Origin of the sequence: Faecalicoccus pleomorphus DSM 20574 (genome assembly GCF_000420345.1) — a bacterium.
Classification (GTDB): domain Bacteria; phylum Bacillota_I; class Bacilli_A; order Erysipelotrichales; family Erysipelotrichaceae; genus Faecalicoccus; species Faecalicoccus pleomorphus.
The window spans coordinates 26,278-38,309 of record NZ_ATUT01000003.1 but is presented as its reverse complement, the minus strand read 5'-3'; the positions used below and the strand labels follow the sequence as shown (position 1 = coordinate 38,309).

15 protein-coding genes are annotated in these 12,032 nt (G+C 39.7%); 13 read left to right on the top strand and 2 right to left on the bottom strand.

Annotated elements, in window-relative coordinates:
* Positions 1 to 25 precede the first annotated feature (25 nt).
* The 10 genes from G413_RS10725 to G413_RS0102525 all read left to right on the top strand — a co-directional run bounded on the left by G413_RS10725 (position 26) and on the right by G413_RS0102525 (position 5,775).
* Positions 26 to 163 carry a hypothetical protein gene (locus tag G413_RS10725; RefSeq protein WP_282705396.1) on the top strand — a complete coding sequence of 46 codons (138 nt, stop codon included), beginning with the start codon at positions 26 to 28 and terminating at the stop codon, positions 161 to 163.
* Complete coding sequence (locus G413_RS11670; RefSeq protein ID WP_022789385.1) at positions 163 to 1,980, top strand: AAA family ATPase; 1,818 nt, start codon at positions 163 to 165, stop codon at positions 1,978 to 1,980. The genes G413_RS10725 and G413_RS11670 overlap by 1 nt, the downstream gene beginning before the upstream one ends.
* A gap of 205 nt (positions 1,981 to 2,185) precedes the next feature.
* Entirely contained in the window at positions 2,186 to 2,338 is a 153-nt protein-coding gene (locus G413_RS12250) for a hypothetical protein (RefSeq protein ID WP_022789384.1), read from the top strand.
* Positions 2,339 to 2,357: 19 nt separating this feature from the next.
* A complete protein-coding gene (locus G413_RS0102555; protein WP_022789383.1) occupies positions 2,358 to 2,669 on the top strand; it encodes a hypothetical protein in 312 nt (103 codons plus the stop codon).
* A complete protein-coding gene (locus G413_RS12035) occupies positions 2,662 to 2,808 on the top strand; it encodes a hypothetical protein (RefSeq protein WP_022789382.1) in 147 nt (48 codons plus the stop codon). The genes G413_RS0102555 and G413_RS12035 overlap by 8 nt, the downstream gene beginning before the upstream one ends.
* A gap of 92 nt (positions 2,809 to 2,900) precedes the next feature.
* Positions 2,901 to 3,266, top strand: coding sequence for a hypothetical protein (locus tag G413_RS0102545; protein WP_022789381.1), 366 nt, complete (start codon positions 2,901 to 2,903; stop codon positions 3,264 to 3,266).
* Between the two features lie 12 nt (positions 3,267 to 3,278).
* A complete protein-coding gene (locus G413_RS12030; RefSeq protein ID WP_022789380.1) occupies positions 3,279 to 3,437 on the top strand; it encodes a hypothetical protein in 159 nt (52 codons plus the stop codon).
* A 250-nt stretch (positions 3,438 to 3,687) separates the two neighbouring features.
* Positions 3,688 to 4,377 (top strand): hypothetical protein, encoded by a 690-nt coding sequence (locus G413_RS0102535; protein ID WP_147285015.1) that lies wholly within the window; start codon positions 3,688 to 3,690, stop codon positions 4,375 to 4,377.
* A gap of 18 nt (positions 4,378 to 4,395) precedes the next feature.
* Complete coding sequence (locus G413_RS0102530) at positions 4,396 to 5,235, top strand: hypothetical protein (RefSeq protein ID WP_022789378.1); 840 nt, start codon at positions 4,396 to 4,398, stop codon at positions 5,233 to 5,235.
* Between the two features lie 123 nt (positions 5,236 to 5,358).
* Entirely contained in the window at positions 5,359 to 5,775 is a 417-nt protein-coding gene (locus G413_RS0102525; RefSeq protein WP_022789377.1) for a hypothetical protein, read from the top strand.
* Positions 5,776 to 6,119: 344 nt separating this feature from the next.
* On the opposite strand, the gene G413_RS0102520 is transcribed toward G413_RS0102525, so the two are convergent.
* Positions 6,120 to 6,998, bottom strand: a complete 879-nt coding sequence (locus G413_RS0102520) for a LysR family transcriptional regulator (RefSeq protein ID WP_022789376.1) — start codon at positions 6,996 to 6,998, stop codon at positions 6,120 to 6,122.
* Between the two features lie 70 nt (positions 6,999 to 7,068).
* Between G413_RS0102520 and G413_RS0102515 the strand changes: the two genes are divergently transcribed.
* Genes G413_RS0102515 through G413_RS10720 form a run of 3 tightly spaced genes read left to right on the top strand, consistent with a single transcriptional unit; the run spans position 7,069 to position 11,195 of the window.
* Positions 7,069 to 8,805, top strand: a complete 1,737-nt coding sequence (locus G413_RS0102515; protein ID WP_022789375.1) for an ABC transporter ATP-binding protein — start codon at positions 7,069 to 7,071, stop codon at positions 8,803 to 8,805.
* A 1-nt stretch (position 8,806) separates the two neighbouring features.
* Positions 8,807 to 10,558 carry an ABC transporter ATP-binding protein gene (locus tag G413_RS0102510; protein WP_022789374.1) on the top strand — a complete coding sequence of 584 codons (1,752 nt, stop codon included), beginning with the start codon at positions 8,807 to 8,809 and terminating at the stop codon, positions 10,556 to 10,558.
* A 28-nt stretch (positions 10,559 to 10,586) separates the two neighbouring features.
* The gene (locus G413_RS10720; protein WP_022789373.1) at positions 10,587 to 11,195 is read left to right on the top strand and encodes an ATP-binding cassette domain-containing protein; all 609 of its coding nucleotides are present in this window, start codon (positions 10,587 to 10,589) and stop codon (positions 11,193 to 11,195) included.
* Here the strand turns inward: G413_RS10720 and G413_RS0102500 are convergent.
* Positions 11,192 to 12,001 carry a Cof-type HAD-IIB family hydrolase gene (locus G413_RS0102500; protein ID WP_022789372.1) on the bottom strand — a complete coding sequence of 270 codons (810 nt, stop codon included), beginning with the start codon at positions 11,999 to 12,001 and terminating at the stop codon, positions 11,192 to 11,194. The two genes, G413_RS10720 and G413_RS0102500, sit on opposite strands and share 4 nt — an antisense overlap.
* Between the last annotated feature and the right edge of the window lie 31 nt (positions 12,002 to 12,032).

Here is a 12,032-nt window from a genome sequence, read left to right as displayed (position 1 = left end):
CATCTTTGTAGATGAGGTAATGTCTATGCTCAAAGTATCCAAAGGTAAGGCCTACGAGCTTATGCGATCCATGAACGGAGAGCTAAAGAAAAAGGGCTACTATACAGTAGCCGGACGAGTTCCACGTAAGTACTTTATGGAACGCTGTGGGGTGATGAGATGATGAGTCTTAAAGACTTTGCCAACTCCTACATAAAGCAAGGCCTTTATATCACCCCTATAAAGCTTAGCACAAAGGAAGATGGAAGTAAAAAAGTCATTTTCTTAGCCGGTGAAGATTGGCCGGGAAAGCTTAGAAAAACACCGGTACAAAATTGGTCGGGGAATATAGCCATTGGAACTGGTCACGGGAACAGGGATAATGTTTGTGTTATTGATGTTGACAGTCCGGAGCATAAGAGAAATGGTGTAAATGGCTTTGAATCTATTGAAAAGTGGCAAGCAGAGCACGGAGCCTTTCCTAATACTCGTATGGCAAAGACTACTACAGGTGGCCGTCATTATTATTTTAAGGTGCCTCAAGAGATCCACATAAAAGGAAGAAGTAATATTTTGCCGGGAGTTGATACACGAGGTGACAGGAATTGTATTATAGCGCCACCTTCTATATATAGAGGAAAATACTACGAGTGGCTTAACGATATTGAGCCGGCAGAGGCAAATGAGAGCGTGCTCGAACTTATGCAGTTTAAGGCCATGACTAAAAAAGAAACACTACCACAATCCTCACAGAATCTTGCTATGGTGCCGGAAGGTGGGCGAACTGACTATCTAGTTAAAGCTATTGGTCGTCACACCTTTAAAGGAAATATGGCGGATGATGAGGCCATAAAGGCTATGATCAGAAATATCAATGAAAATAAGTGTGTACCACCCTTGAGTGAGGAAGAGCTTGAGAGTGAAGTATTTCCGTCTATAAATAACTTTGACGAGTACGAGAGAGAAGACATACCGAAAGAAGTTAGCCTTGTTTCAATGGCTGATGTACAACCTAAACCCATTGAATGGCTGATACCGGGGTGGATTCCAAAGGGGAAGATCACGCTGATAGGTGCTGATGGTGGGACGGGTAAAACATTTCTTTGGTGCCATATAGTGGCTTGTCTGAGTGCCGGAAAGCCCTGTTTCTTTGAAGATCCTATAGAGTTCAGTAGTAACCCAAGAAAGCCTATGAAGTTTCTTGTATTGAGCTCAGAGGACGAATTGGAAGAGGTCTTATCTGAACGTCTGATCAGTAATGGGGCAAACATGAGCAATATTCTAAGCGTGCCTTATACTGATCCCAACTTTGAATACATGAAATTCAATAGCGAAACACTCAAAAATACAATTTTGGAGCATAGGCCGGACGGATGTATATTTGACCCTTTACAGAGCTTTTTGCCCCCTAATGTAAATATGGGCTACAGGAATCAGATGAGAGACGCACTTAATCCTTTAGTAGCATTGGGCACCGAGACCGGTACAACCATGATCATTGTCATGCACACTAATAAGATGAGTGATCGCTCCGGGAGAGGCCGTTTTGCGGATAGCTCGGATATATTCGACATCGCGAGAAGTGCCTTCCTTTTGGGTAAGACCAAAAACGGGAGCTTGTACCTTGACCATGCTAAAAGCAATTATGCGCCATTAAATAAGACAGTGCTCTATATGCTTGTGGACCAGGTACCTAAGTTCTTAGGATCAACCGAAAAGAAAGATTGGGACTTTGTGCATGAGAAGAAACTTGAACGAAGTGCACCGGCAAGAGATGAGGCAAAGCAGATGATACTTGACCTTCTTGAGGATCAAGGGGAAATGAATATCAAGGATTTAAATACAGCCTTAAAAGAGGCCGGAATATCTGACAAAACCATTAGAAACGCAAAAGAAGAACTCAATTCGTCCAAAAAGGTCAAAATGAGGTGTGAGGGAAAAGGGGATAAAAAAGGCGTAAAATGGTTTATTTCGCTACCCGAAGAGGACAAACTTCTATAGACCCATTGATAGAGGGACAAATTGAGAAAAAAGCCTTATATAATCAATACTTACTCATATTGCCCTATTGGGTCAAATTGAGTCAAATAGATAGACAATATGAGATTTGAAGTATAACAACTTAACTCAACTTGCCCTTCACCACAACATCATAGGGAATGGATACATAAAAAGACTACCATATATAGAAAGAGAGGACGTAACAATGTCAGATTGGACAGTGAATTTTATAGAAAGCAGTGTTTTAAAAACGGCGAGAGAGCTTAAAAAGAAAAATCCGGATTTGACAATGCAAGAGTGTATTTTAGCGGTTTTATCGTATGAAATCTATGTAATTAAACAAAGAAAGTGTTTTTAGAAAGAAGAGGAAAAAAACTATGATTATCACCGAAGATATGATCGAACAAATTAGAGAAAAGGTACAAGATATGCCAGGTATGGGGTATGTAACAATTCTAGAGTGTAAGGCCTTGATCATGAATGCAGAAAGTATGGACGAATGGCTTTCAGATATTTATAGATATGGTTATTACAACGGCCAAAAGAGCAACAAAGAGCGGTATGACCATAACCATATGGCCATGTACTACAGTGTGCTGAATTATCTCCGTAAGAAAGGCACAGATAACGCCTCATACAAAGATTTTAAGGCGTGGATGTATGAGCTGACGGGGTATAAGTATGATTAAGCTCACAGTAAGCTATGAAGACGAGAAAGAGCTATACAGGGTTCTTTCTCGATTCAAGGGCAAGATCAAGAAGGTCAAGAGATCAAAGAACAATGAAGGGCCATACAAGAAAGCCTATGTAATGTTAAAGGACGAGTGAAAGGCTCGTCTTTTTAATGGCTTAACCAACAAAGGCCAACATATACGCGCGCACGCGAGGAAATGGGGTATAATGTAACTAGAGGGGTAACAATGAATAGCTATATAGTAGATGATAGACTAGACTTAGAAGAGTTATGCAAACAAATAGATACATATGACCGATCAAAGACACCCTATAATAGCTTTATTGATCACACAAAGGATTTTCTTAGTGGTAACTCAATGACAGCTAAGGAATACTGTAACTATGTTGATCAATTTTGGGTGGATCATGAGGAAGATTTGGAGTACTCTGCTGATCCTAATGATCGAAATGACGAGAATACTATCGTGTCACGAATATGGGAACTTGCAGATCGATATGATCCGTGCGATGAAATTGTAGCTCATGATCCATACTGTATAAACGAAGAACAACTTCGTGAGGGACTAGAGGAAATATTAGGTGCTATATAGAGGTGAGCGATTATGGCTAAAAAGAAGAAAAAAGGTAAGGACAAAGAGGAAAAAACTTTAGGCTATTATGACGGTATTATTTTCTCCGGCCTTTCTTCGGAAGAACTTGATAAAGAATACGAGAGATTAAAAGAAGAATCGGACAAACTAACCGATTGGCCGGAAATGTGATATAATACCTATGGGCTGAGTCGAGTCTGAGGACAGTCTAAGCATGGGATTTGACATCATTCTTATTCAGCTAAACACAAAAGCGTAAAAAGTGGAGCTCCTTGTATAAGGGGCTTTTCACTTGATTATAAGGTATATAAATGCGGTAAGGCATGGTATAATATAGCCATAAGTACCGCAATGATTAAAGGGTTCTTAATTGACGTTTTCCCTTTTATCAAAGTAAGCCTAACTCCGGGCGTGGGAAAGTATGTTTTTCATGATCCCACGCTTTTTTATTCCTCTATTCATATTTTCAGCGTGGGAATCCCCTTGTTTAAGGTCGAGGAGCCACGCTTTTATTTTTGGTTCTATTCAGCGTGGCGCGACACCTCAAAAGGCGCTAGGCCTTGCGCTTAAAAGGCATAGAAAGAGAGGGCAATACATGCCACAAGAAGAAATGGTTGAGGGAATCCAAAACGAACAAAACCCGGAAGAAGTAGAGGCTGTCACTACTGAACAACAGACAGAAGGTGCTGAAAAAAGCGAGGAAGAAGATCCTAAAAAGGTCAAGAAGTTTTCAGAGGAAGACTTAGAAAGAATTGTAAAGCGAAGACTTGCACAACAGCACAAAAAATTTGAAAAGATCCTAAACCCGGTAGAAACGGAATTGGATCGAAGAGAACGAGAAGTAACACAAAGGGAGTTTAGAGCAGAAGGTCGGGAACGCCTTTTGAAAGAAGGACTTCCTACAGAATTGATCGCGCTCATGAATTTATCTAATAAAGACGAATTTGAAGAGAGTTATACTCATGTATTGAATGTCTTTAAAAAGGTTTTAGATGATAAAGAATATGAGATCAAGAAAGCATTTCTAAAAGGGAAACCGCCCATTCATGGCGATAAATTCAAAACAGGCAACAATGACAATTTAAAATCTGCTTTTGCTCCTAAAGAATAGATAAAGGAGTGATAAACAATGGCTATTGATTTAGTCACAAAATTTGAGCCCTACGTTGATGAGATGTTCACGACAGAGGCCAAGAAGAGCCTTGTAACGAATAACGATTTCACATGGACAGGCGCTCATACAGTCAAGGTCTATAAGATCAGCACTGCTACCATGAACGACTACGACCGTGAGGGAACGAATGAAGGTAATTCTAGATATGGTACCGTTGCAAGCCTTAATGCAACAACAGAAGAACTCACATTGACAAAGGATCGATCTTTCACCTTTGCCATTGATAAAATGGACAAAGACGAAACAGCACAACAGCTAGCCGGAGCAAGTGCTTTAGCCCGACAGGAGCGTGAAGTCATTATCCCCGAAGTAGATACCTATGTATTCAATAAAATGTGCACAGGGGCCGGAAATACGCCTTCTGCCATTGAATTGACAGAAACAAATATCTATGACGAGATCTTGAAGGCCACTGAGGCTTTGGACGACGCAGAGGCCCCGGACACAGGCCGTGTCTTGATCGTGACCCCTACAACGTACAAACTGTTAAAACAGTGCCCGGACATCACACTAGACAGTGATGTGGCACAGGAACAGCGCCTACAGGGTGTCATTGCTATGGTTGACGGTCTTTCAGTAGTGAAAGTACCGGCCAAGCGTTTACCGGCTCAATTTGGCTTTATGGTATGCCATAAGGTGGCTACCGTAGCACCGGCCAAATTGGAAGATTATAAGGTGCACAGTGACCCACCTGGGATCAGTGGTGATCTTGTAGAGGGTCGAATTGTATATGACGCTTTTGTTTTAGAGAATAAGAAGAACGCTATCTACTACCAGGCTGTAACAGCGGAGTAGATTTACAGAAAGGTATTAACTCCTTATTCGCAAAAGTGGCTTAGCAAAGAAAAGGTAATAACAGACTGCATATAGGGCACCTCTCCCCCGGGGTGTCCTATTTTTTAAAAGAATGGAGAGAAAATGGAAATGAACGACTTTGAGGAATTGGCCATATTAACAGAAGAATGGTGGTACATGATGGATAAGCTCAAAAAGGCGAAATCAACGTTTTACGATGTCAAGGCGGTTCAGTATGACAAGATCCCCTATGATCAGAAGGTCAGTGATCCAACCTTGAAGAAGTTCATCTATATTGATTCTTTGGAACGTGAGACAGCAGAGGCGGGATTGGCAAAGCACAATAAATGGTGGCTCATAAAAGAGCGTATAGAAAAAATGGAAAAGCCTTATAGTGAAATGCTCGAAGGGTATTATCTTTACCATTGGGATATAGAGAAAATATCGGGCTTTATGCACATTACACCCGGTGAGGGGTTTAGACTAAAAAGGGAGGCCGTAGAGCAGTATGAAAAGCTCTATTCTGATCTACCTAAATGATACTAATTTGATACTGAAATTCTATTTTCATTGTTCTTTATATAAAATATAAGGAATAAAAAGCACTAAATATGCCTTATATATAGGTGGAATAATAAAAATAAATCGCAAAGAAGTTGAAGTTAAGTAATTTAACGAAGACAAAATATATAAGAAAAAGCCTTTATCTAAAGCAGATAAGGGCTTTTCTTTTTGGCTTGTGATACTCGTTTGGTACTAAAAATTTTTAATTTTGTTGTTTTCTTTCTGGCATAAGATATGAAATGTTCATAAATAAAATTTATGACACACTAATTTATATGTATTGGTGTTTTTTTAATAATACGATTACAATAAGGAACGAATTAGTTATTTGGATACACTTGCCTGGTCACTTCGATCAAATGCTGCATGGCAGGTGTCATCTGCTTATACTGATTCCAGATCAAGTAAATCTGAATTGCTTGAAACTCTGTTACCGGAATCGATACATATTCTTGATCGTCCGGTAAAGTATGTTCAAAAAGGAGAGTAGCGGCAATTTTGTTGGTCACCAGCTGTTTGATAATAGAAATCTGGTTGGTTGTTAAAATGATATTGGGATCAATCTTATAGTGCATGCATTGGCTGATGGTTGCGGTAGTAAGAAAAGATTCTTCGGACAACATGACCAAAGGTTGCTCCTTGATTTCTTGTATCGATAACATATTCTTTTTGGCCAAAGGATGTTCCTTATGAACAAACAGGCAAACTCTGGTGTTTGCGATTTTGTAGGAACCTAATGTAGAAGGTATAGGAGCATTTGATGAAATGATGGCTAAATCTAGTTTTCCATCAATGATTTTTTGTCGGTTCAACATGCTTCCGTTTTCCACAAGAATCGTTTGAATCTGTGGATATTGTTGATATAAAGCTTGCGCAATCAAAGGAAAATATAAGGTGGAACTGGCCGGGGACAGGCCAAATTGCACCGCTTGATGCGTATGGCCTAAAAACTTCATTCGATTGGAAAAGGCATCTGCCTGTTCCAGTAATAGATTGGCTTCATTTAAAAAATCTTGTCCCTGCTTAGTTAAGACCAAACCCTTGTTCTGGCGCAGAAATAAAGTAATGCCAAATTCCTGCTCCAAGTCATGAATCACATGCGTTAATGTAGGTTGGGAAATGTGCAGAGCCTTGGCGGCTCGTGTTAAATTGTTGTATTTACAGATGGTTTTAAAATAGTGTAATTGAACCAAAGTCATAAAAAGCCTCTTTTCGATTTGAAATCATTATAACAGAACCTTTTAAAGTAGAATAGAAAGGAACGGGAATATGAAACGATTATATCATTATTTACGCGCCTATCCATTGATCACGATCTTAGCGCCTTTGTTCAAGATGTTAGAAGCAACCTTTGAACTGTTTGTTCCGCTGGTTGTTGCCCAGATGATTGATGTGGGGATTGCCCAAAAGGATGCGATTTTTTTATGGAAGATGACAGCGCTACTGATTTTATTAGGAATCATCGGTTTTGCCTTTTCTTTGACGGCACAATACTTTGCCGCCAAATCGGCAGTCAGCTTAGGGCAATCCATGCGTAAAGATTTGTTTGCTCATATCAACACATTTTCGTTCCAGGAAATCGATCGTATCGGTACATCGACATTGATCAACCGAATGACCAATGACATCAATCTGGTACAAAATGGCTTGAATATGTTTTTGCGCCTATTTTTACGTTCTCCTTTTGTTGTATTTGGGGCTATGGTTATGGCTTTTGGCGTAAATGTAAAGGCGGCCATGATTTTTGTGGTTGTTATTCCGGTTTTAATGATCGTTGTTTTTGCGATTTTGTTGATGACTATGCCTTTATATAAAAAGGTGCAGCAGATATTGGATAAAGTTTTGTTGAAGACAAGAGAGAATTTAACCGGTATTCGTGTAGTGCGTGCTTTTGCCAGAGAAGACGAAGAAAAAGAACAGTTTCATCAGGAAACAGATACACTGTATCAAAAACAAATCTTTGTCGGTAAGATTTCCGCATTATTAAACCCTTTGACCTATATGATCGTTAATTTGGGCGTTGTTGCGATTCTATATTTTGGCGGTCTGCAGGTGAATGCGGGAGAATTGACACAAGGGGAAGTTATTGCCTTGATCAATTACATGTTTCAAATTCTGACAGAACTTGTCAAACTGGCCAATCTGATCATTCTTTTATCCAGAGCCTTTGCGAGTCTGGGACGTGTCAATGCGATTTTTGACGTACCTTCCTTTTTAGAGAAGTCCGATTCGAATTTAGAAGATCTGAATTGTATAAAAGATGTTCCGGCAGTTGTTTTTGAACATGTCAGTTTTCAATATGCGAAATCCGGAAAAGAAGTGTTGCAGGATATTAGCTTTCAAGTACAACAGGGAGAAACGATTGGAATCATTGGGGCTACCGGTGCCGGAAAGTCCACGTTGGCCAATCTCTTGTGCCGGTTTTATGATCGTACCAAAGGAAAAATTTATTTATATGGAAAAGAAATCGGTACACTTTCTCCTTTCTCGATTCGTGAACATATTGGCTTTGTCGAACAAAAGGCGACATTATTTTCCGGAACACTAAGAAAGAATATGCAATTAAAAAAGAGAAATGCTACAGATGAAGAAATACTAGAGGCCTTAGATATTGCACAGGCTAGAGAATTTGTTGAGGAAAAGAAAGAAGGATTGGATCTGGAAATTCTTCAAAAAGGAAGCAATCTTTCCGGTGGTCAAAGACAAAGATTGACCATCGCTCGTGCTTTGGTTGGAAATCCGGATATACTGATCTTGGATGACAGCGCTTCGGCACTTGACTTTGCGACGGATGCCAGATTGCGCCATGCGATTCGAACAAATACGAAAAATCAAACGGTCTTTATTATTTCGCAGCGCGTATCCGCCATTTATGATGCCGATCATATATTGGTCATGGATGATGGAAAACTTGTTGGCTATGGAAAACATCAAGATTTGATCCAAAACAATTCGATTTATCAGGAAATATGTGCTTCTCAATCCTTTGGAAAGGAGATGGCTTAGGATGCGTGAAAATAAAGAGACGCTACAAAGAATATTGACATATTTAAAGCCTTATCGCTGGTGGATATTCTTGTCCTTTCTTCTTTCGATTATAGTTGTGGGATTTACCCTGTATGTGCCAATCATGACCGGAAAGGCTGTTGATAAGATCGTACGAGCCGGACAGGTCGATTTTTCTGGATTAATGGCCATCATTTTTGGTATTTCGCTTTCGATTTTAATGACGTCCTGTGCACAATGGTTGATGAATCACATCAATAATAAGATTACGTATCATGTAGTCAAAGACTTGCGGGTACAGGCTTTTGATCATTTACAGGTATTGCCTTTATCTTATATAGATCAACATGCTTCCGGTGATTTAATCAGTCGAATCATAACGGATATCGATCAATTTTCAGATGGTTTATTGCTTGGGTTTACGCAGCTTTTTTCCGGTGTTTTGACCATCGTAGGTACAATCTTATTTATGGCCAGTTTGAATATTTGGATCACATTGATCGTTGTGTTATTAAGTCCACTTTCGTTTTTACTGGCAAATTTCATTGCGAAAAAATCATATCAGATGTTTACATATCAGTCACAGACCAGAGGACAGTTAACCGCTTTTACCAATGAAATGTTGGGCGGGATCAAAGTGGTGCAGGCCTTTAATCATCAGGAAGAAGTACAAAAAGAATTTGATCAGATCAATGAAAAATTATCCACTTATTCTTTAAAGGCCACCTTTTATTCTTCTATTACGAATCCGGCAACCCGTTTGATGTATTCATCCATTTATGCCGGTGTGGCGATTGCGGGAAGCTTGGCTTGCACAGCTTCTATGATCAGTGTCGGTCAGCTGTCCAGCTTTTTAAGTTATACCAACCAATACACCAAGCCTTTTAATGAGATTACCGGTGTTATTACCGAATTTCAAAACTCGATCGCATCGGCGGCTCGTGTCTTTGCCCTCATTGATGAACCGGCAGAAATTCCGGATAAAAAAGGAGCGTTGAATTTGGTGGATCCAAAAGGAGAGGTTGTGCTGGAACATGTGGATTTTTCGTATAGTTCAAGTAAACCATTGATTCAGGATTTGAGCGTTTCGGTTAGACCGGGACAGCGCATTGCCATTGTCGGACCTACTGGATGTGGAAAAACAACACTGATCAATCTTCTTATGCGCTTTTACGATGTGCAAAAAGGCACCATCTGGTTTGATGGACATGACATTCGTGAAATTACGCGTCATTCTTTGCGTACGAGTTATGGTATGGTCTTACAGGATACATGGTTAAAAGCGGCAACGGTCAAAGAGAATATCGCCTATGGGAAGCCGGATGCCACAGATGAAGAAATCATAGAGGCAGCTAAAAAAGCGTATGCGCATAATTTTATCTTACAGATGCCAGAGGGCTATGACACGATTCTGGCCGAAGGAGGAGGCAATCTTTCACAGGGGCAAAAACAGTTATTGTGCATTGCGCGAATTTTATTGTGTTCGCCATCGGTCTTGATCTTAGACGAAGCTACTTCTTCTATCGATACCATGACCGAATTACGTGTACAAAAAGCTTTTGAAACGCTGATGAAAGGAAGAACAAGTTTTATTGTGGCCCATCGATTATCCACTATTCAAAATGCCGATCGAATCCTGGTGATGAAAGAAGGAAAGATCGTAGAACAGGGAAAACATCAGGATCTATTATCACAAAAAGGATTCTATTATCAGCTCTACAACAGCCAGTTTTCATCGTCTGTGAATGGATAGAAATCGTAGAGTTTGGTACAATAAGTGCATGATTGAAATTTGTAATGTGAGCAAAATTTATGAAAACGGTGTAGTGGCCCTGCGGGATATGTCTATGCAGATTCCCGAGAAACAGAGAACAGTGTTTTTTGGGCCAAGCGGCTGTGGAAAGACAACGCTATTAAGAATGATTGCCGGCTTAGAGAGCATCACAAGTGGAAACATCCGAATACCACCATCTTTGAAGATATCGTTTATGTTTCAAAATGACCGACTCTTCGATGCGATTACGGTAAAAGAGAATATTGCCTATGGCATCGATCAAAGAACCCTCTCCAAAAGCGATTTGGCAAGAAAGGTAGAGCATGCCGCCAGGCTTGTAGGTGTAGATTCAATTTTAGAACAAAAGTGTAAAACCCTCTCCGGTGGACAGAGACAGCGTATTTCTCTGGCAAGAGCCTTGATCAAAGAGCCGGATCTGTTGTTGATTGATGAAGGCTTGAATTCCTTGGATCAAACCTCAAAATATGAATTGATCGATACCTTGATCAAACTACAGGAAACAAAACAATTTACCTTATTATATGTGACGCATGATGCCCAAGAAGCCAGGAAGGTGGGTCAAAACTTTATAGAATTTAAAAAGGAAGGGGATTAGTTGTCCTCTTCCTTTAATATTTTTGCCACGGCATTAAAGATACCATTTTCATAGGTACTGGTTGTTGACCAATTGGCAAAGCTTTTGACATAATCGGACGCACTTCCCATCGCAACTCCGATATCTGCTTTTTCTAACATGCCAATATCATTCGTGCTGTCTCCAATACAGATCGTATCCTTCCATGTCATGTTGTTTTTGTTTAATACCAGATCGATTCCCTTGGATTTGTCATTATCGGCATTAAAGATATCAAAACAGAAGCCATCGGTTTTAACGTTGATCAAATCAGAACGAAGATTTGGATGTTCCTTCATAAAAGCATCCAAACTAGTTTTATCTTTTGTCATGATCACGGCATTAAAGACACGGTGACGTTTATGGAAAGTCTGTGTCTGATCGTAAAATAAAGAATCCAGTACATTACAATATTTACAGAAATAATACATCGGATAAAAATCGTTGTAGATATATGTCGCATCACCGAAATGAAACATCAATCCGAATTTATGATCCTTACAAAGCTGTACCAGTTCTTCTACTGTTTCTTTTTCAATAGGATAGGCACCGATCTCATTGAAATCTTTATCAAGAATATAGCTTCCGTTGATCAGCACATAATCATCAAACTGCACTCTTTCCAAGATCAACTTCATCTGATTTAAAGGTCTTCCGGTAGCGGCACATACCTTATATCCTTTATCTTTTAACATTTGGATTGCATCCAACGCGTTATCTTGTATGATATCATTTTCTGTCTGATACAAAGTTCCGTCCATATCAAGAAAAATAATTTTGTGTTTCATATTCATTCCTCTTTTCTGTCCTCGTACCTAT

What these genes read in the sequence shown, in the direction of transcription:
- G413_RS0102500 (WP_022789372.1), bottom strand. Translation starts at nt 12,001, where the DNA reads ATGAAACACAAAATTATTTTTCTTGATATGGACGGAACTTTGTATCAG.
- G413_RS11670 (WP_022789385.1), top strand. Translation starts at nt 163, where the DNA reads ATGAGTCTTAAAGACTTTGCCAACTCCTACATAAAGCAAGGCCTTTAT.
- G413_RS10725 (WP_282705396.1), top strand. Translation starts at nt 26, where the DNA reads ATGCTCAAAGTATCCAAAGGTAAGGCCTACGAGCTTATGCGATCCATG.
- G413_RS0102520 (WP_022789376.1), bottom strand. Translation starts at nt 6,998, where the DNA reads ATGACTTTGGTTCAATTACACTATTTTAAAACCATCTGTAAATACAAC.
- G413_RS0102545 (WP_022789381.1), top strand. Translation starts at nt 2,901, where the DNA reads ATGAATAGCTATATAGTAGATGATAGACTAGACTTAGAAGAGTTATGC.
- G413_RS10720 (WP_022789373.1), top strand. Translation starts at nt 10,587, where the DNA reads ATGATTGAAATTTGTAATGTGAGCAAAATTTATGAAAACGGTGTAGTG.
- G413_RS0102555 (WP_022789383.1), top strand. Translation starts at nt 2,358, where the DNA reads ATGATTATCACCGAAGATATGATCGAACAAATTAGAGAAAAGGTACAA.
- G413_RS0102515 (WP_022789375.1), top strand. Translation starts at nt 7,069, where the DNA reads ATGAAACGATTATATCATTATTTACGCGCCTATCCATTGATCACGATC.
- G413_RS12030 (WP_022789380.1), top strand. Translation starts at nt 3,279, where the DNA reads ATGGCTAAAAAGAAGAAAAAAGGTAAGGACAAAGAGGAAAAAACTTTA.
- G413_RS0102510 (WP_022789374.1), top strand. Translation starts at nt 8,807, where the DNA reads ATGCGTGAAAATAAAGAGACGCTACAAAGAATATTGACATATTTAAAG.
- G413_RS12035 (WP_022789382.1), top strand. Translation starts at nt 2,662, where the DNA reads ATGATTAAGCTCACAGTAAGCTATGAAGACGAGAAAGAGCTATACAGG.
- G413_RS0102525 (WP_022789377.1), top strand. Translation starts at nt 5,359, where the DNA reads ATGGAAATGAACGACTTTGAGGAATTGGCCATATTAACAGAAGAATGG.
- G413_RS0102530 (WP_022789378.1), top strand. Translation starts at nt 4,396, where the DNA reads ATGGCTATTGATTTAGTCACAAAATTTGAGCCCTACGTTGATGAGATG.
- G413_RS12250 (WP_022789384.1), top strand. Translation starts at nt 2,186, where the DNA reads ATGTCAGATTGGACAGTGAATTTTATAGAAAGCAGTGTTTTAAAAACG.
- G413_RS0102535 (WP_147285015.1), top strand. Translation starts at nt 3,688, where the DNA reads ATGTTTTTCATGATCCCACGCTTTTTTATTCCTCTATTCATATTTTCA.